Origin of the sequence: Exiguobacterium sp. s143, assembly GCF_018618895.1 — a bacterium.
GTDB classification, from domain to species: domain Bacteria; phylum Bacillota; class Bacilli; order Exiguobacteriales; family Exiguobacteriaceae; genus Exiguobacterium_A; species Exiguobacterium_A abrahamii.
In genome coordinates this window covers 51043-71823 of the sequence record NZ_JACSMX010000005.1, presented here as the reverse complement: position 1 = coordinate 71823, position 20781 = coordinate 51043, and the positions used below count along the sequence as shown (strand labels likewise).

General features: G+C 46.0%; 21 protein-coding genes. 11 read left to right on the top strand and 10 right to left on the bottom strand.

Annotated elements, in window-relative coordinates; translation table 11 throughout:
- Nucleotides 1-15 precede the first annotated feature (15 nt).
- The 7 genes from KNQ03_RS14470 to KNQ03_RS14440 all read left to right on the top strand — a co-directional run bounded on the left by KNQ03_RS14470 (nucleotide 16) and on the right by KNQ03_RS14440 (nucleotide 6183).
- Nucleotides 16-1185 carry a CDP-glycerol glycerophosphotransferase family protein gene (locus KNQ03_RS14470; protein WP_214725383.1) on the top strand — a complete coding sequence of 390 codons (1170 nt, stop codon included), beginning with the start codon at nucleotides 16-18 and terminating at the stop codon, nucleotides 1183-1185.
- 16 nt (nucleotides 1186-1201) lie between these two features.
- Nucleotides 1202-1591: a glycerol-3-phosphate cytidylyltransferase gene (gene tagD / locus KNQ03_RS14465; protein ID WP_050678243.1), complete on the top strand. Its 390-nt coding sequence runs from the start codon at nucleotides 1202-1204 to the stop codon at nucleotides 1589-1591.
- Between the two features lie 53 nt (nucleotides 1592-1644).
- Nucleotides 1645-2799: a CDP-glycerol glycerophosphotransferase family protein gene (locus tag KNQ03_RS14460; RefSeq protein ID WP_149426862.1), complete on the top strand. Its 1155-nt coding sequence runs from the start codon at nucleotides 1645-1647 to the stop codon at nucleotides 2797-2799.
- Nucleotides 2800-2958: 159 nt separating this feature from the next.
- Nucleotides 2959-3672, top strand: coding sequence for a Crp/Fnr family transcriptional regulator (locus tag KNQ03_RS14455; protein WP_231884726.1), 714 nt, complete (start codon nucleotides 2959-2961; stop codon nucleotides 3670-3672).
- Between the two features lie 221 nt (nucleotides 3673-3893).
- Nucleotides 3894-4007: a hypothetical protein gene (locus tag KNQ03_RS14450; protein ID WP_023467253.1), complete on the top strand. Its 114-nt coding sequence runs from the start codon at nucleotides 3894-3896 to the stop codon at nucleotides 4005-4007.
- Between the two features lie 12 nt (nucleotides 4008-4019).
- Nucleotides 4020-4490, top strand: coding sequence for a cytochrome c oxidase subunit II (locus KNQ03_RS14445; RefSeq protein ID WP_050678241.1), 471 nt, complete (start codon nucleotides 4020-4022; stop codon nucleotides 4488-4490).
- Between the two features lies 1 nt (nucleotide 4491).
- Nucleotides 4492-6183 carry a b(o/a)3-type cytochrome-c oxidase subunit 1 gene (locus tag KNQ03_RS14440; RefSeq protein ID WP_023467255.1) on the top strand — a complete coding sequence of 564 codons (1692 nt, stop codon included), beginning with the start codon at nucleotides 4492-4494 and terminating at the stop codon, nucleotides 6181-6183.
- Nucleotides 6184-6474: 291 nt separating this feature from the next.
- On the opposite strand, the gene KNQ03_RS14435 is transcribed toward KNQ03_RS14440, so the two are convergent.
- Genes KNQ03_RS14435 through KNQ03_RS14415 form a run of 5 tightly spaced genes read right to left on the bottom strand, consistent with a single transcriptional unit; the run spans nucleotide 6475 to nucleotide 9948 of the window.
- A complete protein-coding gene (locus tag KNQ03_RS14435; protein ID WP_023467256.1) occupies nucleotides 6475-7104 on the bottom strand; it encodes a response regulator in 630 nt (209 codons plus the stop codon).
- Nucleotides 7101-8126: a sensor histidine kinase gene (locus KNQ03_RS14430; protein WP_034785901.1), complete on the bottom strand. Its 1026-nt coding sequence runs from the start codon at nucleotides 8124-8126 to the stop codon at nucleotides 7101-7103. The genes KNQ03_RS14435 and KNQ03_RS14430 overlap by 4 nt, the downstream gene beginning before the upstream one ends.
- On the bottom strand, nucleotides 8123-8842 hold the full coding sequence (gene liaF, locus KNQ03_RS14425) for a cell wall-active antibiotics response protein LiaF (protein WP_029340864.1): 720 nt from the start codon (nucleotides 8840-8842) through the stop codon (nucleotides 8123-8125). The genes KNQ03_RS14430 and liaF overlap by 4 nt, the downstream gene beginning before the upstream one ends.
- Nucleotides 8843-8901: 59 nt before the next feature.
- Nucleotides 8902-9519 (bottom strand): PspA/IM30 family protein, encoded by a 618-nt coding sequence (locus KNQ03_RS14420; RefSeq protein ID WP_029340865.1) that lies wholly within the window; start codon nucleotides 9517-9519, stop codon nucleotides 8902-8904.
- Between the two features lie 51 nt (nucleotides 9520-9570).
- A complete protein-coding gene (locus KNQ03_RS14415) occupies nucleotides 9571-9948 on the bottom strand; it encodes a lmo0954 family membrane protein (RefSeq protein WP_023467260.1) in 378 nt (125 codons plus the stop codon).
- A gap of 306 nt (nucleotides 9949-10254) precedes the next feature.
- Here KNQ03_RS14415 and rsgA point away from each other — a divergent pair, with 306 nt between their 5' ends.
- Nucleotides 10255-11271, top strand: a complete 1017-nt coding sequence (rsgA, locus tag KNQ03_RS14410; protein ID WP_167507601.1) for a ribosome small subunit-dependent GTPase A — start codon at nucleotides 10255-10257, stop codon at nucleotides 11269-11271.
- Between the two features lie 72 nt (nucleotides 11272-11343).
- Here rsgA and abc-f read toward each other — a convergent pair whose 3' ends face one another.
- The 4 genes from abc-f to pflB all read right to left on the bottom strand — a co-directional run bounded on the left by abc-f (nucleotide 11344) and on the right by pflB (nucleotide 16322).
- Nucleotides 11344-13044: a ribosomal protection-like ABC-F family protein gene (gene abc-f / locus KNQ03_RS14405; protein ID WP_214725288.1), complete on the bottom strand. Its 1701-nt coding sequence runs from the start codon at nucleotides 13042-13044 to the stop codon at nucleotides 11344-11346.
- A gap of 20 nt (nucleotides 13045-13064) precedes the next feature.
- A complete protein-coding gene (locus KNQ03_RS14400; RefSeq protein ID WP_158408684.1) occupies nucleotides 13065-13232 on the bottom strand; it encodes a hypothetical protein in 168 nt (55 codons plus the stop codon).
- 86 nt (nucleotides 13233-13318) lie between these two features.
- Nucleotides 13319-14038: a pyruvate formate-lyase-activating protein gene (gene pflA / locus KNQ03_RS14395; RefSeq protein WP_214725286.1), complete on the bottom strand. Its 720-nt coding sequence runs from the start codon at nucleotides 14036-14038 to the stop codon at nucleotides 13319-13321.
- Nucleotides 14039-14072: 34 nt separating this feature from the next.
- Nucleotides 14073-16322, bottom strand: a complete 2250-nt coding sequence (gene pflB / locus KNQ03_RS14390; RefSeq protein WP_214725284.1) for a formate C-acetyltransferase — start codon at nucleotides 16320-16322, stop codon at nucleotides 14073-14075.
- A 339-nt stretch (nucleotides 16323-16661) separates the two neighbouring features.
- Here pflB and KNQ03_RS14385 point away from each other — a divergent pair, with 339 nt between their 5' ends.
- Genes KNQ03_RS14385 through KNQ03_RS14375 form a run of 3 tightly spaced genes read left to right on the top strand, consistent with a single transcriptional unit; the run spans nucleotide 16662 to nucleotide 18932 of the window.
- Entirely contained in the window at nucleotides 16662-17090 is a 429-nt protein-coding gene (locus KNQ03_RS14385; RefSeq protein ID WP_023467265.1) for a hypothetical protein, read from the top strand.
- 28 nt (nucleotides 17091-17118) lie between these two features.
- On the top strand, nucleotides 17119-18291 hold the full coding sequence (locus KNQ03_RS14380; protein WP_023467266.1) for a DEAD/DEAH box helicase: 1173 nt from the start codon (nucleotides 17119-17121) through the stop codon (nucleotides 18289-18291).
- A complete protein-coding gene (locus KNQ03_RS14375; RefSeq protein WP_149426868.1) occupies nucleotides 18288-18932 on the top strand; it encodes a hypothetical protein in 645 nt (214 codons plus the stop codon). The genes KNQ03_RS14380 and KNQ03_RS14375 overlap by 4 nt, the downstream gene beginning before the upstream one ends.
- A gap of 55 nt (nucleotides 18933-18987) precedes the next feature.
- On the opposite strand, the gene KNQ03_RS14370 is transcribed toward KNQ03_RS14375, so the two are convergent.
- On the bottom strand, nucleotides 18988-20775 hold the full coding sequence (locus tag KNQ03_RS14370) for a GGDEF domain-containing protein (RefSeq protein WP_149426869.1): 1788 nt from the start codon (nucleotides 20773-20775) through the stop codon (nucleotides 18988-18990).
- Nucleotides 20776-20781 lie beyond the last annotated feature (6 nt).

Sequence of the window (20781 nt, the reverse complement as noted above, 5' to 3'; positions counted from 1 at the left end):
CAAGTAAAACAGTGGATGAAACGAACAGGCTTGATTGAACGCAGTCTGCGAACCATCATGAAAGTCTTTACGTGGTTGCCACAAAAATCAAATCGAGTCCTTTTCGAGAGTTTTCTCGGAAAGCAATATAGTGACAGTCCGCGTGCCATCTACGAATTGATGCGTACGATGCATCCGGAATGTGAGTTGATTTTTAGTAAACAACGAGGTGTTACGTTTCCACGAGACGTCAAGACGGTAGATCGGTTGACGTTTCGCTGGATTTATTTGCTCGCGACGTCACGGGTCTGGGTATCAAACAGTCGGTTACCGGGTTGGTTGATCAAACCGAAAAAAACGTATTATCTCCAGACATGGCACGGCACACCGCTCAAAAAGCTTGCGCTTGATATGGATGATGTCCAAATGGCGAATACGACGACGGAGCGGTACAAGCAAGGATTTAAGCAAGAGACTGCAAAATGGTCCGGTTTAATTTCCCCGAATGCCTACTCTAGTTCAATCTTTCGGCGGGCATTTGCTTTTGAAGGTGAGATGCTAGAAATTGGATACCCTCGAAATGATATATTTTATCAAGAGGCACGGCATGCTAAAATCAAAGAAACGGTTTATCGCCACTATGAGATTGATTCTTCGAAAAAAGTCTTGCTGTATGCACCTACTTGGCGAGATAATGCGTTCGAAGGTCAAGGGAAATATTCATTTGAGCTGCCCTTTTCGTTAGAGGAATTTGAAAAGCGATTCGGGGATGAATATGTCCTGCTTATTCGAATGCACTATTTAGTCGGAAGTCGTCTCGACGTCACTGCTTATCCATCCGTTCGAAATGCATCGGACTACCCGGATATCGCGGAGCTCTATATGGCGTCAGACGCTTTGATCACGGATTATTCTTCTGTCATGTTTGATTTTGCGCATTTATCGCGTCCGATTTTATTCTATACGTATGACTTAGAACATTATCGCGATCAGTTGCGCGGATTTTACTTCGATTTTGAACAGGGGGCACCGGGACCATTATTATCCACTGAGACAGCACTATTTGAAGAATTGAATCAGTTGGATGATTGGCACACACGGTATGCGTCAGCATTCCGAGCGTTCCAAGAGACGTATTGTCAATGGGATGATGGGCAGGCTTCAGAACGGGCGATGAAGACGATCATAAAGAGAATTTACGGATAAAAGGGAGAGCAAAATCATGAAGAAGGTTATTACGTACGGAACATTTGATTTATTGCACTGGGGTCATATCAACATCTTAAAACGTGCCAAAGAGATGGGCGATTACCTCATCGTCGCGATTTCGACAGACGAATTCAATCGTTTAAAACATAAACAGTCTTACCATAACTTTGAGAATCGGAAGATGATCCTTGAAGCCATCCGTTATGTGGATGAAGTTATTCCAGAAAACAGCTGGGATCAAAAAGTAGAAGATGTGAAAAAACATGATGTTGATCTCTTCGTCATGGGTGACGACTGGAAAGGCGAGTTCGACTTCTTGAAGGAGCACTGTGAAGTCGTTTACCTCAGTCGGACTGAAGGCATCTCTACAAGCCAGATTAAAACGGAATTAGCTTCGAAGTGATTGAAGAGGAGACCACACGATCGACGTGCGGTCTTTCTTCGTAGAAGGGCAGGATGAAAGTGGTTAGAGAAGGTATCGTATGGGTCTATTTATTGTTGTTTCGTATTTGTTATGGTGTCTTTCGATGGCTACCGCTTCGACCAGTCACTTTGTTTTGGATGACGTATGGTGATAACGCAAAACCTGTTAATGATCGCTTAGCGCAGGAATTGCCAAGTGAGAAACGGTATCTGGTATATGATCATCATTTCATGAAGCAGCCGGATCTGTGGAAGTCAGATCGGACTCTTCGCTTTCGTCGTTTACGATTCGTCCGATTGGCGTATTTGCTTGCGACCTCCCGGACGGTCTTCGTCGATAATTATGTCGCAGAATTCAGTGTCGCAACAACGCGACGAGGAACACGACGTATCCAGCTATGGCATGCGGCAGGAACATTAAAGCAGTTTGGACTGACCTCTTCCAAAAGTCTGTTCGTATCAGAACGAGTAAGAAATCGTTTTCGACGAGTTTATCAAGAATATGGTGATTTCATCGTACCAGGGATGCGCTGTGCGACACAGTTCATGGCACCACACGACTTAAAACGGTCTCACTTTAAACCATTCGGCATGCCACGAACGGACTATTGGTTTGATGAGAAGCAACGAAAGCAGAAAACACTGGAATTAAGAAAACAATATGTAAAGACTGATCGTCGGATCTTATTGTATGCACCGACATACCGGGAATACAAAGGAACAGAAGATCATACGATTCAACAGTTCGAACAACTTGCTCAAGCGGGATGGACGATTCTCGTTAAATTACATCCAACGATTCGGTCTCTTTCTACCTATCGTTCTAGCCATATCCATCTTTTGGACGATACGTATCAGATCAATGATTACTTGCTAATCACAGATGTGCTCGTAACTGATTATTCTTCCATTCCATTTGAAAGCTGTCTCCTCAACATTCCGGCGTTCTTGTATACACCGGATATCGACACATACCGACAACTACCAGGGCTCGTGGATCAGTATCCGAAACCGCTACCTGTCCGCCAGACAGAACGGATGGAGCAGTTGATGGAGTGGATCACGTCTGATGTGATACTTGAAGAATGTCGTCAACACATGCAGAAGTTCCAACAGAACTGGTATGATCAGACGCCGGGTCAAGCAGTCAATCGAATTGTTCATCATTACTATGATATAAATCCATGACATCACTCCTGACGATTCCTTTTGTATTCTTAAAAGAGTCGTCAGGTCATTTTAAAAATAATAATGTGAAATGTTGAACAAAGTTTGACAATCTTTTGAAAATCCATTCTTTTCGACTGTGATGTTCTATACTAAAAGCAGAAGAAGAGGAGAGGAGAAATGGATATGCTAACTTGTGGAACGACTGAAGCCAATACGTTCGTCTTATCACCCGAAACGCGAACGTTGCTTGAGAGCTTCATGACAGAAACGACGTTCAAAAAGGATTCCATTGTCTGTTGGGAAGGGGAAATGAACGATAAGTTGTTTTATGTGAAACAAGGAGGCGTCAAACTATCGAAGTTGACGAAAAAAGGCAGTCCATTACTCATGTTTTTATATTTCAAAGGAGATTTGTTTGGCGAATTTGATGTAGGAGAAGCTTTTCCGAGTTCCTACAGTATTGAAACGATGGAAGATAGCATCATCGGATTCTTATCGAAAAACCAATTAGAAGAGCTTATGAAAAAAGACGGTGCCTTTGCGCTTGAGATCATGCGATGGCAAGCATTAATGCGGAAGCAAACGGAAACGAAATTACGTGACTTACTACTGTTTGGAAAACCAGGGGCATTAGCTTCGACGTTACTTCGCTTGATTGCGATGGAAGGGGAACAAGTGGGAGAAACGTATCGTCTTGCGAAGCGACCATCCGACGGTGAGTTTGGTCAATTGATTGGTGCACCACGTGAGACAGTTAATCGTATGTTTTCTCAGTGGAAAAAAGAAGGGGTCATTTCGATGACTGCAAAAGAAATCATCATTCACGATCCGCAATATCTACGGGATCTGTGTCATTGTGAAGGATGTCCAGCAGGTGTTTGTCGAATTTAATAAGATGTACGAATCATCCCGACGCGAAACAGGACTTTCCTGTCTCGCGTTATTTTTGTGTATAGAAGTTTTTTCTAAGCTCGCTTAGATGTGAATTTTCTGTGTGTTTTCGAAATGAAAAGTGCGGAATTTTCATATTTAAAGTGATATTTATCACAGTTTCCAGACTTGCTGAATTCTTACAATAAAGACAAGTTCAGAGTAGGAAAGGAGTAATCACGATGAGTCAAAAGACAGAATCGAACCTAAAAGGAACATTCGTTGCCGTCCTGATCGTAGCAGGTGTCATCATCGGGATGTGGAGTTCAATCTTTCTATTGTTCATATCACGTTAAGGGGGAATCACGATGCACATTCATCGTTTAGAAAAAATTTGGCTGATCTTCGGAGTAGCGATGCTAGCGGTCTTCTTGACCATCATCGGTGTATCCGCTTTTGCATCGGGCAATCAACCACCATCCGATGCGACATTGATTGATCCGACAAAAGTCGATCAGACGAAACCGTTTGATAAACCAGGACTAAAAAAGATTGATGATGACCGATACGAAGCGGTCATCGTTTCACAAGCTTTTCAGTTTACACCAAAAGATATGGTCATACCTAAAGGGGCGACAGTCGATTTTCTCGTGACATCGAAGGACGTCGTTCATGGATTTGAAATCGTTAAGACGAACGTCAACATGATGGTCGTTCCCGGACATATTAATTCGATTGAGTATACGTTCAAGGAAGCAGGCGAATATCTCGTCGTCTGTAATGAATATTGTGGTAATGCCCATCATATGATGGCAACGAAAATCAAGGTGGTGGAATAAGATGAATGCTATATCAAATAAACTAAGACAGTTCGAGATGGAGCGTGGTCTACCCGCTACCGTCATCGGAGTCAAGGAAGCGAAACTGGCCTTTGCACATGTTAGTTTTTCACTTGTCGCCTTATTGATCGGTGGTCTATGTGGATTACTACAAACAATGGTACGGACAGGTGCCATTCCAGAAATCGCTGGAATCGGATACTATGAGCTTCTGACTGCTCACGGATTGATGCTTGCAATCGTCTTTACGACGTTATTCATTTTCGGATTATTGTTCTCATTTTTAGGTCAATCGTTCGGACGCTTCGAAGAGTTTCCGCGACGTCTCGGATGGGTCGGGTTCTGGTTCATGATTCTTGGTGTCGTCCTCGTCACGTGGATGGTGCTTGCAGGTGAAGCTTCCGTCCTCTATACGTTCTATGCACCACTCAAGGCACATCCTGTATTTTATATCGGACTCGTCATCTTCGTCGTCGGAACGTGGATCGCGTCTGGTGCCATGTTCCGAATGTATGCTGATTATAAGCGGGAACACCCTGGTGTTCATCCACCGCTTCAAGCGTACATGAGCATTATGACTGCCTTGTTATGGGTGGTTGCGACACTCGGCGTAGCGGCAACGATTCTCTTTCAACTCCTTCCTTTATCTCTTGGTTGGACGGATAAGGTCGGGATCGAACTATCTCGGACGCTATTTTGGTACTTTGGTCATCCACTCGTCTATTTTTGGTTATTACCTGCTTATATCGTTTGGTATACGGTCATTCCGAAAATCGTTGGTGGGAAGATTTTTTCTGACGCGTTAGCACGCATGTCGTTCTTGTTATTCCTACTCTTTTCATTCCCTGTTGGTTTTCACCATCAATTGTTAGAGCCGGGGATTTCTGCATTTTGGAAGTATGTCCAAGTCGTCTTGACATTCCTCGTCATCATTCCATCATTGATGACTGCCTTCTCGATGTTTGCGACTTTTGAGCTAGCAGGTCGCCGGAAGGGAGCAACTGGCATATTTGGTTGGGTGAAGAAAATGCCATATCGCGACGTCCGTTTCCTTGCACCGTTCATCGGGATGTTATTCTTCATTCCAGCAGGTGCAGGTGGTGTCATTAATGCATCGCATCAGCTGAACATCATCGTTCACAACACATTGTGGGTCACGGGACACTTTCATATCACGGTCGGTGCCGCCGTCGCACTGACGTTCTTCGGAACAGCCTACTGGCTTGTCCCGCTCTTACGTGGTCGAACGTTAACAGCAGCAATGAATCGTCTTGGACTTATTCAAACGGCTGCCTGGACGATCGGAATGCTCTTCATGTCGACTGCGATGCACATCTCAGGATTACTCGGTAATCCACGACGGACGGGACCAGCCACCTACTTCAAGGATTCCATCGTCGCTGATTGGATTCCATATCATGTCGCAATGGCGATCGGCGGAACGATTTTATTCATCTCGATTCTGCTATTCCTCTATGCGATGTTCCAACTTGCATTCCGAGCGCCAAAAGGAACGGAAGAATTTCCGATTGCTGAAACGGAAGAAGAGGCGATGGCAACGCCACTCTTCTTTGAAAATTGGAAGCTATGGATTTTCGTGACGTTCGCTTTGATTGCGTTTGCGTACACGGTGCCGATTTGGCATATGATTGAAAATGCCCCTCCAGGAGCTCCCGGATGGAGACTCTGGTAAGGCAATAAGGGGCTTCAAAAAAAGAATGACGCGTCTGTACACGCCCTTTCCTCAGGCGAGACACAAGCCAGTTTTCCTGCTTCATTTAAGCGGGAAAGCGGGTCTTGTTCGTCTCTGACAACGCATAAAAGCGTTTTTTCCTGTAGGAGTTGCGTGTGACGCGTCATTCTTTTTATTACGAGGTAAGGGAGGCAGATCATCAATCTACCTCCCTTATCTTTGTAGAGACTGACTTTTGAGTCAGCCCCTTATTTGCGTGAGCTTAAGGAATAAGTAATGAAGGGCTAAATCTTATTTGACGAGATTATGCTTGAAGGCATAGACGACAGCTTGTGTACGGTCTACGACATCGAGTTTCGATAAGATGTTCGAGACGTGTGTCTTAACGGTTTTTAAGGAAATGAATAATTCGTCTGCGATTTCTTGGTTCGCCATACCACGAGCCATCAATTGAAGAACTTCCTGCTCACGTTCCGTCAAATCATCATGTAAGTGTGTCGTAGGACGACGAAGACGTTCCATCATTTTACCAGTCACTTGTGCTGCCATGACGGATTGACCGTTTGCCGTCTTGCGAATCGCTTCTGCGATGTCAAAGGCGCTAGCCGTTTTTAAGACATAACTCATCGCACCAGCTTCAATGACAGGATAAACTTTCTCATCATCAAGAAAACTCGTCACGACGAGAATCTTTGCTTCCGGCCAGTCTTTGCGGATCAGTCGCGTTCCTTCGACACCATCGACTGGTTCCATTACTAAATCCATCAAGATGACATCCGGTCGGTGTTCAAGCGCAAGCAAGGCTCCTGCTTGACCATCCGACGCTTCGGCGACGACCTCGATGTCTGGTTGTGTGGAAAGGAAAGCAGACACACCGGCCCGGACCATCTCGTGATCATCTACTAATAATACGCGTATCATACTTGCACCATCCGATCTTTTCTAAGTTTGACTTCGATTTGGGTTCCTTGTCCCGGAACACTGACGAGACGAATCGTTCCGCCCATCTCAGCCGTCCGTTCCCGCATCGAATTAATGCCATAAGAGGCAAGTTTTTTTTCATCAACGACGAATCCAACACCATCATCATTCATGCTTAAAATGATCGTTTCGTTGAATTGTCGGAGTTCGATATCCATATGAGACGCTTTCGCGTGACGTAATGCATTCGTCAATCCTTCTTGAACGATTCGGAACAACTCGTTTTCAATTTGTCGTGGAAGTGACATCTCTTCTAACTTCCAACTCAATTGTGTGGACTGCTTTCTAGATAATTCTTCGAGCAGTTGCGAAAGTCCTTGTTGTAACGTCATCCCTTCGAGTTCGACAGGGCGAAGCTGAAGTAAGAGGGAGCGCATTTCAGACTGCGCCGTTTGCGCCATCGTCTCGACCATCTCGATCTGTTTGGCTGCAGCTTCAGGTTGAGACAGAATCGTCTGTTTAGCTGCTGTCGTCATCATGGAGATGGCATAGAGCTGTTGCGAAACGGAGTCGTGTAAATCACGTGCGAGTCGCTTTCGTTCCTCCGTGACGGCTTGAACTCTTACTTGTTCAACATGTTGCGGACGTGTACTGATTTTTTGGACGGTCTCGACTTGTTCGTCGATACGTTTTCCAATCCGCGACAAGCGCGTCAGCGTATGAAAGTAGGGACCCGGAACGATCGTCACATCTTTTCCTTGCTCGAGTTCAATGATGGCAGTCGTGACACGTTTGAAGTCACGTCGCAAGAAAAAGTAATGCATGCTACCAATGGCAAGCGGTAGTAATAACGAGAGTCCGATGACGAGTAGAAGGACAGGGAAATCTTGTTGACGGACGAATAGGACATGCCAATCGACTTGTCGTGTACTTAAGAATAACAACGTCGTCATGACGGCAGTCAAAAAGCCCGTCATGACTTGGAGTGCAATGACACCAAGCGGGAATTGATCACGCTTCATATCGAAGACACCTCCACGTTGCCAATACCGAGCATGACATGAATGCGAACCTTCCGCGTCGCTTCACCGTATTCCGGTGCCCGGAATTGAATGCGTCGATTGAAGAAGGTCGGAATCCGGCGGATGTCCGTCTTGACGCTTCCGAAGCCGATTGACGTGTCGAGTGTATAGTCGTAGCCGGACGGTAAAAGAATTCGGACGTCCCCGACGACACCACTGACGACGATCAAGGTCTCGCCTTCTGGAACATAGGCGTGCGTCAAATCGATTTCTAAATCCTTGACGATGAACTGTTCGCTCAAATCCTGTAAGACGTACGGTGCATCGGCTTGAGTCGAGAAGGAGTAAGCGGGTTGAATCTTGATCCCTTCCTCTTCATATTGATGCGGAGCAATCCGTGAAAATAAAAATTCGCGGACAGAATGTCGTGTCACGAGAATGATCCCAAGATAGAGCAAGATACCAGCAATGACAAAACCGATGGCAGCCGAACTAAGGACGACGCCAGCAAGAATGATCGTACCGACGATGTAAAAGAGGATTGCTAATTTTTCATGATTACGTCGTCGGAAATGAATCCCGACATAATACAGCAGGAACGGAAATAAGACACCAAACAATACATTTCCTGCACCAGACAATAGGTCATAGAACAGACCGAGGGCGAACAGGATCGATACGTAACCGACCAGTTGTTTCGTACTTAATCGTCGCACGATCAATCTCCTTTCTAACATGACAAAGGGAGGCATACGCCTCCTTCATCATTAATTGCTTATTGGTGAATGCGGCGTTCGAGTTCAGCGATACGCGCATCGATATCATCTTCATCAACGGCTGGTTGTTTTGCTTCAGGCTCTTCCGCCGTGAACGGATGTGCTTCTTCTTTTATAGTAGCATTTGGTTCGCGATCTAGCACCTGGTTCATCTTGTTTTTTAAGTTCGAGACGTTTTCGCGCATCATCCATTCGTACCGTTTGTTTTGTAGATCTTCGAGCTTCAACTTCAACTCGAGGGCTTCACGTTCCAATTCATTCAGCTCGCGTTTCGTCTCAGCGACGAGTTCTTCGAAGAAGCGGTATTGCTCCCCATAATGCTTCGATTCGATGGCTGCGCGCTCAGCCAGTTGTTGTTCACCGGCTTCGTTTGCGATTTCGACTTGCTTGAAGCGTTTATCTGCTAAATCCTTCGCTTCTTCTTGTTTATGCGTTAATTCTTGCAGTAATGTCCGTTGACGCTCGAGAAGTCGATCAATCTCTTTTAGATCAGCTTCTGTAGATCGAATATGACGAACGAGCTTTTTAGCAGGTACTTCACCCTGTTCGGCTGCTTTTTTGACTTCTGTCATCATTTGTGTCGCAAAATCGTTGAGTTGATCAAATACGTTTTTCATGAAAAAATTCCTCCTTGGAAGTGGCGAATGATATCGGGTCACACATTTTGATTAGAAACGTTTTTCGTCTAGGTCTTTCCAGTCTGCTTCGAAATGTGTCGTTGATGTACGGCGACGGTTGAAGAGATCTTGAACATTGACACGTTGTAGTTTCATACGCATGTAACCGACGTACAATGCGATGGCTGCTGCGATTCCGATGACTGCCCAGATGTTCGAGAGGGCAAGTCCGATTCCGATGGCTGCTAGGAATCCGAAGCCGAGTTTCGCTGGCCATTTGTTCGACTGCATGAACTTACTGATCGAATAGAACGCGAGTAACGCCCCTAAACCAAGTCCGATCATATGCGGTAATGTTCCGATGACGACGGCAAGTAACGCCAGTCCGGCGAGAATCATCACCAGTTGTTTTCCTTTCGATTGCTTCATGAGGAAGCCTCCCTTGTGTTGATACCTTTATGATACGGGAGTCCTTCTATTCCTACGACACTCTTTGGACCGTATTTGCTCTCGGGCTTAAGGCGGAGAGAAGGTCTGACTTTAAGGGAAGCGCTATCAGCACCAATGATTCATGTGATACTCTATAAGGGAATCGAATCGAGAGGAGTGATGTTGATGAGTGCAACAATCAACGTAAACCAAGTAACATGTGTCGGAAACCAGGGAGGGGTTTCCCTCCCTTAAATCAGAGGAGGAAACCATTTGAACGAATGGGGTACACCACCTGTCTACGAAATGACAGGAACAGAACGATTAGGACGGATTACAGCCGTCTATCAAACACATTATCGCGTCATGACGGAAACAGGAGAATCGCTGAGCGAACTGTCTGGTAAATTGCGTTTTCAATCGGGAACGAAAGCTGAATTGCCAGCGGTTGGTGACTGGATCATCCAAACAGAGCGAGAGCCAGGCAAAGGACGAATCGAACGTGTCTTACCACGATCTTCTCAATTTTCCCGAAAAGCGGCAGGAACGGAGACTGAGGAACAAATCATCTGCGCGAATGTCGACGTTGCCTTGCTCGTCATGGCTTTTGGACATGACTTCAACGTCCGTCGACTGGAACGTTATTTAACGGTTGCTTGGGATGCAGGGGTGACACCAATCATCGTCCTGACGAAAAAAAGTCTGATGCCGTCGATTGAAACGGAACTGCAGGCTGTCGAAGCGATCGCGTTCGGAACACCAATCCTTGCCGTTGATTCTTTAACTGGTGACGGATTAGAGGAGTTGCGTGAACAGTTACAAATCAAGCAGACAATCGTGTTAGTTGGGTCGTCCGGCGTCGGGAAGTCGACGCTCGTCAATGCTTTAGCTGGAGAACAGTTAATGGAGACGGGTGGCGTACGAGAAGACGATGAACGCGGACGTCACACGACGACACATCGCGAACTGAAACGACTATCGAACGGTCTATTGCTTGTTGATACACCGGGGATGCGAGAATTGGCCTTATGGGATGGCAGTGACGGTTTATCGTCGACGTTTTCCGATATTGAGGAGCTTGCTGAAAACTGTCGTTTCCGAGACTGTGAACATGATAAGGAACCGGGATGTGCCGTTCGGATAGCTTTAGAAGATGGCACACTAACTGCTGAGCGCTGGAACAGCTTCGTCAAGCTAAAACGAGAAATCGCCTATGCGGAACGCAAGCAAAACGTGGCGTTGCAGGCGGCGGAGAAAGAAAAGTGGAAAAAAATCCACAAGCAGGCCCAAGCGCATACGAAAGTGAAGTATCAAAAGCGATAATACGATTGATATATGAAAAGCATCTGCAACGGAAAAAGGAGTCTCTTTTTCTATGCAGATGCTTTTTTCTCGTTATTCTTTTGAAAGTGATTCATTTGTTTCTGTATGGAACGGCACGTTACCCGTCAACGCATCAAGACGATGTAAGTCGGATTGAATCGCTTCAGGGTCACTTCGGCGCGCGTTTCGTACCGTGGCCGTTCCGACCGGATGATCGTTGAATCCAGTCGTTAAATCAAACGTCCGATTCGACAGCCGATCGGTAAAATAACGATCGTGAGAGACGAAGATGAGCTCACCAGGGAAAACATCGAGGGCGGCTTCGATTTGTTCACGAGTCGCAAGGTCCAAATAGTTCGTTGGTTCATCGAGAATAAGCAAGTGAGCACCAGAAAAATACAGACGTAAGAAAGCGATCCGACATTTCTCACCCATACTGGCGTCGGAAATCGACCGGTAAACATCATCGCGACGGAATAAAAAGCAGGCGAGCAACGTCCGGGCGTCCGTTTCACTCATCGTGCCGTACTCAAGTAACGCCTCTAACAACGTACCGGATGTCGGTAAGTGGGAAAGGGCTTGTGAAAAATAGCCGGTCTTCAATCGAGGATGACGGATTACGTTCCCTTGATGAGGAGCATATTCGCCCTCGATGAGACGCAGTAAGGTCGTTTTCCCGCTTCCATTCGGTCCGATGACAGCAATTCGGTCACCACGTTCTACCGTAAACGAAACGTCGTTTAGGATCGGTTTCGTCTCATGCACGAATGAGACACGTTCGAACGAAATCAGTCGTTTCGCACGAATCGCTTCATGTTCGAATGCGACGTGAACAGTCGGTGCAACCTGTGGTTTTTGTACACGATCCTCGAGTAGACGCTCGAGTTGCTGCTCTTTTGCCTTGACCTTCGTCGCATGTTTAGCAGCCTTCTTTTTCGCATACGGATCCCGTTCACTCGCTTGATTCGAGGCTTTTTGATGCCATTGCCGGTATCCTTGAATCATGCGTGTCAGCTCTTTACGGGTGCGTTCTTGTTTTTCGTACGCTCGTTGTTGCGACAGAGCTTGATGTTCCTTTTGTTCTTTATAGGACTGATAGTTTCCGCTGTATCGCGTTGCCCCTGATTCGGATAATTCAATGACGGCATCAGCCGTTGCGTCGATGAAGAATCGTTCGTGTGAGACGTAGAGAATCGAGGTCCGTGACATGTTGACCCATTCCGTGAGCCACTCGAGTGTCTCTTGATCCAGATGATTCGTCGGTTCATCGAGAATGATGAAATCAGGTCGTGACAGAAGCAGGCAGGCAAGTTGGAGGCGCGTCTGTTCACCACCGCTTAAACTGGATGCTTTGTGTGTCCAGAGTGCTTCCTCTAATTTGACTTCTTTTAAGACGCGTGCTGCATCTGCTTCAAGCGAGAAGGCGTCCTGATCGAGTGCTTGTTGATAGATCGTCAAGTCACCATTCATGGCATTAGCGCGAAGTTGATAACGAACCGCATCCGCTCGTTCGACGACATCAAGAACGGTGTGATCGCCCGCTACGAAGTGTTGTGATAGTAGACCGAGTTTTTTGTAATGACGCTTGATCGAACCGTCAGTCGGCTGAAGTTGGTCAGCGATCAAGTGTAACAGTGTCGTTTTTCCGATGCCGTTCGGACCGATTAAGGCGACATGTTCACCGGTATGAATATGAAAAGAAACGTCCGAGAAAAGACGTCGTTCGTCGTAGTCCATCGATAGGTGTTGGATCGTAAGTGTTTCAGTAGGCATAAAAGCAGCTCCTTTAGTGTTCATTTCCGATAAGATGAAATGAAAAACACACCATCCGAAGCGAGCGGATGGTGTGCCGGAGTGTAACTCAAAGAAGGTGCTGGCCAGAGGTTGGTCACACCGAAAAAGAGCAGACTCGTAGCGTCAGACATCCGCAACTGCATTGCGAAAGAGATGATTTCATTCATCAAGCGACGTGTACGAGTGATTGCTTCATTTCGGTGTTGTACCTCCTGTTCATAGTCTATGCCGTCATTGTAACAAACTGGAAACGTTAACACAAGTACGATTCAAGTAAGGTTTGCGCAGTATCCGTTTCTTCTGATGAAGGGGGAAGCACATCAGTTAACGGATATGCAAGACCGAGGTTTTCCCACTTATAGACACCGAGTTGATGATACGGGAGTACTTCGACGCGCTCGACGTTTCCGAGCGTCCGGATGAACTCGCCGGTCTGACGGAGGAAATGTTCTGACATCGTAATACCTGGAACGAGGACGTGGCGAATCCAGACGGGAATGTTTCGCTCGGCTAGGCGTTTTGCGAAGGCGAGTGTATTGGCGTTACTCCGTCCAGTCAAGACGCGACAAGCGGCATCGTCGATATGTTTGATATCGAGTAGTACTAGATCCGTCGCATCGAGAATCGCATCGATGTTTTTCGGGACGACGGATCCCGCGGTATCGATGACCGTATGCAGTCCATGGCGTTTTGCTTCTGTTAAAGCAGCCTCCAAGAATTCTGGCTGAGCGAGCGGTTCACCTCCAGAGAAGGTGATTCCGCCACCCGTGGTCTCGAAAAAGGAGCGATAGCTGATCGCTTCTTTTACGACTTCGTCTGCTGAGACACGCCGTCCGCAACCGAACTCCCATGTATCCACGTTATGACAGTATTGACATCGTAGTGGACATCCTTGCGTAAAGACGATGAATCGAATGCCAGGACCATCGACTGTTCCGCATGATTCAACGGAATGGATCATACCATAGGTCATCCTGCTCACTTCCTTTCACATACTACACATCATTTTAGAGAGAACCGTGGAACGTTCGATTGATGACATCGATCTGTTGTTCACGCGTCAGTTTAATGAAGTTGACGGCATAACCGGATACCCGAATCGTTAACTGTGGATATTGTTCTGGATGCTCCATGGCATCGAGTAACGTCTCACGGTCAAAGACGTTGACATTCAAATGGTGTCCTTTTGAAGTCGTACCACCCATATATCCGTCAAGTAATCCGACTGTATTGCGAATGCGTGTGTCTTCATCCTTACCAAGTGCTTTTGGAACGATCGAGAACGTGTAGGAAATCCCGTCGAGCGCATGTTCATATGGTAATTTTCCGACAGATGTCAGTGCGGCGACAGCTCCTTTAGTGTCACGTCCATGCATCGGGTTAGCACCCGGTGCGAATGGTTCACCCGCACGGCGTCCATCTGGCGTATTTCCTGTTTTTTTACCGTAGACGACGTTTGAAGTAATCGTCAGGACAGACTGCGTCGGAAGGGCATTGCGATACGTTGGATGTTTACGGATTTTCTCCATGAACAGTGTGACGAGATCGACCGCCATCTGATCCACCCGTTCATCGTTATTCCCGAACTTCGGAAACTCGCCTTCGATCTTGAAATCAACTGCAATCCCATCCGCATCTCGGATTGGACGAACTGTTGCGTAACGGATGGCGGATAGACTGTCAGCGACGACCGATAAACCAGCGATACCGCATGCCATCGTCCGTAAGATTTCTGGATCATGTAAAGCCATTTCAATCCGTTCGTAGCTATACTTATCATGCATGTAGTGGATGACATTCAGTGTGTTGACGTACAGTTCTGCGAGCCAATCGAGTTGACGATCATAAGCCGCCATGACGGTTTCGTAATCGAGTACTTCATCGAGCATCAGTGGTGTAGCTGGGGCAACTTGGATTTTGAGCTTCTCGTCCATTCCGCCATTGATCGTATAGAGTAATGCTTTTGCCAGGTTTGCTCGCGCACCGAAGAACTGCATCTGTTTCCCGATCTTCATCGCGGAGACACAACAAGCGATGCCGTAATCATCTCCATAAACCGGTAACATCAAATCATCGTTTTCATATTGAATCGAGCTTGAAACGATCGACATCTTCGCACAGAATTCCTTGAATCCGCGTGGAAGCTGAGTAGACCAGAGAACGGTTAGATTCGGTTCCGGTGCCGGACCAAGTGTCGAGAGAGTGTGTAAGAAGCGGAATGAACTTTTCGTGACGTTTGATCGTCCATCTTCACTCATTCCACCGATTGATTCCGTTACCCACGTCGGATCACCTGAGAACAGATCGTTGTAGTCTGGTGTCCGTAAGAACTTAACGATCCGAAGCTTCATGACGAAATGATCGACGAGTTCTTGTGCAGTCTCTTCCGTCAAGCGACCAGCCGCAAGATCACGTTCGACATAAATATCAAGGAACGTCGAGACTCGACCGAGTGACATGGCTGCCCCGTTTTGCTCTTTGATGGCAGCAAGATAGGCAAGATAGACCCACTGGAATGCTTCTTGTGCTGTTTCTGCAGGGCGGGAGAGATCGAAACCATAGCGAGCTCCAAGCTCGGTCAATTCCGTTAATGCGCGCAACTGTTCATTCATCTCTTCACGGTCGCGAATCATCGATTCAGATAAGAACCCGCCACGTGCCTTTAAATCCTTCTTACGTTCTTCGATCAAGCGTGCCGTTCCGTACAAAGCAACACGACGATAGTCACCGATGATCCGTCCGCGACCATAAGCATCAGGTAATCCGGTGATAATACCGGCTTTACGTGCAGCGCGCATCTCAGGGGTATAGGCATCGAAAACCCCTTGGTTATGTGTCTTCCGGTACTCGCTGAAAGTTTTCGTGACGGTCTCGTCTGCTTCAAAGCCATACGCAGCTAGGGCATCATTCACCATCCGAATCCCACCGCTCGGATGAATCGAACGTTTAAACGGTTCGTCTGTCTGTAAACCGACGATTTTTTCGAGTGAACGATTCAGATACCCTGCATCATGCGAGAGGATCGTTGATGGTGTTTTAGCATCGACGGCATACACACCACCACGTTGTCGCTCTTCATTCGTCAGCTGTAGAATTTGTTGCCAGAGACGTTCCGTTGCTTGCGTCGGACCGACTAAAAAGTGATCATCTCCTGTATATTCCGTGCGATTGAGTCGGATGAAGTCTGCGACATCAATCGTCTTTACCCATTCACCAGACGTAAAGTTCGTCCAAGCACTCGTTTTTTCTAATAACATGGATACCACTCCTTTAATATTGAGCTAATCATCAGTTCCTTATGTGAATAGTGTAACAAAAGGAAGGGGTGATTCCCTTTACGTTCATGTGAATGTTTTAACAAGTTGACAAACGTTGATATGACGGGCTTTCTTTATTTCTGTATTCATATGAAAATAGTTTAAAAAAAACAGTTTTAGATTGCTAATTCAAGGTTTTTTGGAAACTGTATGAGTTGATTTGAAAAAGATTCACTAGAACAGTTGAAACTGTGAGGAATGTCACGCTACGGTGCCTTGTATTTTTAAGACGTATCGTTGACAATGAAAAAGGGAATATAGAACGTGGAGGTGTGCCAAATGGAGTATGTATCATTAACACAACAAGGAGAGTATCAGTCAGGAGACTGGGTCTCGCTGAAAATCGGATCGGACGGTTCAACGCGAACGGGAATGATCACGGAATTCGAAAATGATGGATTCTGGATTCGGTTTGAAGATGATTTTGATTATGAAGACTTTATCGGCTATGATGAATCGTATTGGATTGCGCTTGTTCGTCGTCCGGTTGACGTAAAAGCGACGTATGCGAGTCTTGCGGAGTACCCGGCACTCGCTGCAGAATTACAGGATCGTGTCATCCAAGGATTCGAAATTTTAGAAGAAGAAGCCGGTGAAAGCGAGATTCGATTCCATATTCGATTGCTCGACGCAGGAAATGAATATACACAGACATTACGGGGATACCGTGATGCATCAGGAGATCATGTCGAATACGTAACGGCATGATGGAATTAAGAGAGTAGGAGAAATCGTTATGAACTTTACAAAACCATTTTTACAGGAAGCATGGGAACGCGCACGCTTTACGGAGTTGATGCCTGTTCAAGAACAAGCGATTCCGTTGTTGCGCGAAGGAAAAGATGTCCTGGCGGAAGCGCCGACAGGAACAGGGAAGACGCTTGCCTATGTCATTCCAGCTTTAGAAAAGATTGAAGTAGAAGAACCACACGTGCAAGTCGTGATCACGGCACCAACACGGGAACTCGTCATGCAAATTCATCAAGTCATTCAATTGTTTGCTCAAGGAAGTGGTATCAAATCCGGTGCATTCATTGGTGGTGTTGAATTAAAACGACAATATGAACGATTGAAGAAAAAACCACAAATCATTGTTGGAACGCCAGGGCGTCTCGTTGAGTTGATCGATTCGAAGAAGCTGAAGATGCATAAGGTGAAATTGATCGTCTTGGACGAAGCGGATCAAATCTATGAGAGTGGTATGAGTGACTCGGCGACGCGAATCGCAAACAGTGCACTACGCGATCGTCAGTTAGCATTCGTCTCCGCGACATTACCGGAACGGACAGCAGAATGGGGACGGACGCTTGCAAACAACCCTGAGACGATTCGAGTTGAGCGTGCCGTCAGTACACAAGTGACATTCGGTTATTTGGAGACTTCACGTCGTCAGAAGCCGGAATTGTTACGTCGTCTGGCGAACATGCAAGGATCAAAAGTACTGACATTCATTAATAACCGTTCCTTCCTCGGACCATTGAATGGCGAGTTGAGTAAATTCTCATTGAAATACCGGATTTTAGACGCTGAAAAAGGCAAACGAGAGCGGATGGAGACATTGCGTTCTTATAAAAAGGGAGAGTTTCCTTTACTCGTCACGACAGGTCTTGCGGCACGTGGGTTAGATATCGAAGCAGTCACGCATGTCGTCCATTATGATTTGCCGGAGTCGCTTGACGATTTCGTACACCGTTCAGGTCGAACGGGACGTGGAAACGCGAACGGAATGGTACTTGCTCTTGTTACGGATCAAGACTTAAAACACTTAAAAACACTTGCGAAGCAAATGGGCGTCGAGATGGAAGCGATGGAAATTTACCGTGGGGAAGTCATTCCAAAACGTGAATTCACAGCACCTCAGACGATTAAACGACCGGCTACTCCTCACCGGAAAGGGCGATCGAAATGAAGAACGATCGAAAAGTAATTCCGTTTCCGACGACGGTTTCTGAAGCGGAAATGAATGCAGCCTTGAAGAAGATGTATCAAGAAGCAGCGACAGCGCGTAGTACGGATTGGGTCGCTTTCATTGAAGAGATTGCGACGGAGGGACGTTGGTATTTAAAAGATGCTGAATTGTTCCGGGACTTATTCGTAGATTGGGCAATCTTCTATGAGACGGATGATCAAGGAAAAACGCCGCACGGTCGTTTTCTTGAGCAGGTCAAAGAAGAGTTATCGCCTAGCCTCTACCGCGCCTTGCGTGGATTAGCGGACCCGATGCCTTCGTTGTTTCAAGTCGAGGCGGATGGTGTCGTTGATTTAATGTCAAAACAGACGTATCAAACGGATTTGTCTGAGATTGAAGTCGAACCAGGTGATTTGTTGATTGGAAAACTGCTCTACATTTCTGGGAAATGGCGCTTTGCGATTGCCTATATGAAAGTAGCGCGCGCACTGGTACCAGAAGTCCTCGCTTTGTTGACGGACTTCGTGGATGAAGTAGGAGAAGACGCGTTGCTTCGTCAGTATCCAGAATTTTGTGCGGAATTGATTGACTTACTCCTCGATATCGAAGAAGGCAATATTTCACCGAGACCAGAAGAATAATCGAAAAAACCTAGAATACATGACCTGATTATGGTCAACGTATTCTAGGTTTTTTTCATGAATCTGCTCGATATAGGGCGACATCGTTTTTATCCCGATGTTTCACGCGATACATGGCAAGGTCGGCTTGCTTTAAGCATGTTTCAAGATCAGCCTTATGACACGCGGTCACACCGATGCTTGCAGAAACGAATAAGGATTGTCCTTTATAAACGTAAGGACGTCTTAAAAAGTGTAAGAAGGATTTACATTTTCGACGTAAGGACAGTTCATCATCGGCGTGTAAGAGGATCGCGAACTCATCTCCACCAAGTCGATACACCTGTTCTAAAGAATTCGTATGCTCGCTCAATCGTTTCGCGACTTCGATCAATACGTAATCACCTGCTTCATGACCATACGTATCATTGACTTGCTTAAAACCGTCTAAATCGACTACCGCAAGATAATTCATCTCGAGAAGATGGTTTGAAAAATCTCGCTCCAACGAACGACGGTTTCCGATACTTGTCAAGGCGTCATGGTAGGCGTGGTATTCGATCCTTTTTTGCCGGAGCTTTCGTTCAGTGACGTCATGTAAAATCGTGAAACGTCCCATCGAGGTGGCAGCAATCTGAATCGGAATATCAATGATCTCATACTTTCTGTGTTGTTCATCTTCATACTCATCGATATCTGTCTCAAGTGTTTCTAATAAGTGACGCATCGTACGAGGTATATGTTCAATCGTCATGTCGGGTAAATGAAACAGACGTTGGGCAGCTAAATTTGCGTATAGTGCCGTTCCAGATTGATCGAGTCGAATCATCGGGTCAGGATGACCGAGAAAGAGTGGAATGACTTGCTGTTCACTATCTTTGATTTGTTGTTTGCGATGTTCGATGCGTGAAGCGAGTTGTTCATTCCGTTCGTGTAATTGTGCAACGATCAACCTATGCTGACGAGCAATCAAGATTTGTCGAATGATTAGTAAAACTAAAATGATGAAGATATCGAGCTTCCCGCCTTCTTGTTCCACCATATAGTGAATGAATAAAGGAACGGCCAGTAGAGGGAGCCAGGAACGGGGAATGACCTTCGTTCGAGTGGTTCCTTCTTCAATATGATCAATATGCCATAAAATAGCTGCACTTTGCGCCAAACGGATCAAGATCGGGAAAAACAATAGATAATTTGCTGAGAAGTCCGGGAAATAAACACTTGAGACTTCGTAGATACCGCGAATGAAAATGGATAAGAACAATAAGAATAATGCCATCCTTGATACCCAATGAGTTTCTTGAATGAACGTGAAATAGAAGAAGACGAATAAACCGAGTGATGTATTCGTAATGACGATGATGGCATAAGGAACAGTTTGCAGTCCCGGATTCGTCAATTCATTGAGGACATGAAACGCAACAAGTGCTATGAAAACGACGATGATCGCGGCATCGACGAAAGCGAGCACGTGTTGTCCGAGTGTCCGTTTTGTGATGATTCGGTAAAAAATCGCGTATAAGAATACGTAATGAGATATTGAAAATAAAATCAGGCTATAAATAGATGGAACTGGAAAGTCTTGATCGAAGAAATGTAATGTCTCAAGAACGGAACCGATGCAGGATAAAGCCAGTGATCCTAAAGCGATCAGCCAAAACTTTCGTCTGGGTACGACCAATGTTTGTTCCTTACGATAAGCAGTAAGAATAAAGTAAGCAATCAATCCAAGAGAGGCATACTGTAGTACTTGTTCAACGATCCGATTAGAGATGGAAGGAGTCCATGTAGCAAGGATCATTAGAGCAAAAGATATGACGAGCATGGCAGGAAACCAACGGATGAAATAGTTCGATTTAAGCATGAACTC

Excerpts from the sequence above, each read along its gene's own strand:
- KNQ03_RS14470 (WP_214725383.1), top strand. The coding sequence starts at position 16 with ATGAAACGAACAGGCTTGATTGAACGCAGTCTGCGAACCATCATGAAA.
- tagD (WP_050678243.1), top strand. The coding sequence starts at position 1,202 with ATGAAGAAGGTTATTACGTACGGAACATTTGATTTATTGCACTGGGGT.
- KNQ03_RS14460 (WP_149426862.1), top strand. The coding sequence starts at position 1,645 with ATGAAAGTGGTTAGAGAAGGTATCGTATGGGTCTATTTATTGTTGTTT.
- KNQ03_RS14455 (WP_231884726.1), top strand. The coding sequence starts at position 2,959 with ATGGATATGCTAACTTGTGGAACGACTGAAGCCAATACGTTCGTCTTA.
- KNQ03_RS14450 (WP_023467253.1), top strand. The coding sequence starts at position 3,894 with ATGAGTCAAAAGACAGAATCGAACCTAAAAGGAACATTCGTTGCCGTC.
- KNQ03_RS14445 (WP_050678241.1), top strand. The coding sequence starts at position 4,020 with ATGCACATTCATCGTTTAGAAAAAATTTGGCTGATCTTCGGAGTAGCG.
- KNQ03_RS14440 (WP_023467255.1), top strand. The coding sequence starts at position 4,492 with ATGAATGCTATATCAAATAAACTAAGACAGTTCGAGATGGAGCGTGGT.
- KNQ03_RS14435 (WP_023467256.1), bottom strand. The coding sequence starts at position 7,104 with ATGATACGCGTATTATTAGTAGATGATCACGAGATGGTCCGGGCCGGT.
- KNQ03_RS14430 (WP_034785901.1), bottom strand. The coding sequence starts at position 8,126 with ATGAAGCGTGATCAATTCCCGCTTGGTGTCATTGCACTCCAAGTCATG.
- KNQ03_RS14420 (WP_029340865.1), bottom strand. The coding sequence starts at position 9,519 with ATGAAAAACGTATTTGATCAACTCAACGATTTTGCGACACAAATGATG.
- KNQ03_RS14415 (WP_023467260.1), bottom strand. The coding sequence starts at position 9,948 with ATGAAGCAATCGAAAGGAAAACAACTGGTGATGATTCTCGCCGGACTG.
- rsgA (WP_167507601.1), top strand. The coding sequence starts at position 10,255 with ATGACAGGAACAGAACGATTAGGACGGATTACAGCCGTCTATCAAACA.
- abc-f (WP_214725288.1), bottom strand. The coding sequence starts at position 13,044 with ATGCCTACTGAAACACTTACGATCCAACACCTATCGATGGACTACGAC.
- KNQ03_RS14400 (WP_158408684.1), bottom strand. The coding sequence starts at position 13,232 with ATGAATGAAATCATCTCTTTCGCAATGCAGTTGCGGATGTCTGACGCT.
- pflA (WP_214725286.1), bottom strand. The coding sequence starts at position 14,038 with ATGACCTATGGTATGATCCATTCCGTTGAATCATGCGGAACAGTCGAT.
- pflB (WP_214725284.1), bottom strand. The coding sequence starts at position 16,322 with ATGTTATTAGAAAAAACGAGTGCTTGGACGAACTTTACGTCTGGTGAA.
- KNQ03_RS14385 (WP_023467265.1), top strand. The coding sequence starts at position 16,662 with ATGGAGTATGTATCATTAACACAACAAGGAGAGTATCAGTCAGGAGAC.
- KNQ03_RS14380 (WP_023467266.1), top strand. The coding sequence starts at position 17,119 with ATGAACTTTACAAAACCATTTTTACAGGAAGCATGGGAACGCGCACGC.
- KNQ03_RS14375 (WP_149426868.1), top strand. The coding sequence starts at position 18,288 with ATGAAGAACGATCGAAAAGTAATTCCGTTTCCGACGACGGTTTCTGAA.
- KNQ03_RS14370 (WP_149426869.1), bottom strand. The coding sequence starts at position 20,775 with ATGCTTAAATCGAACTATTTCATCCGTTGGTTTCCTGCCATGCTCGTC.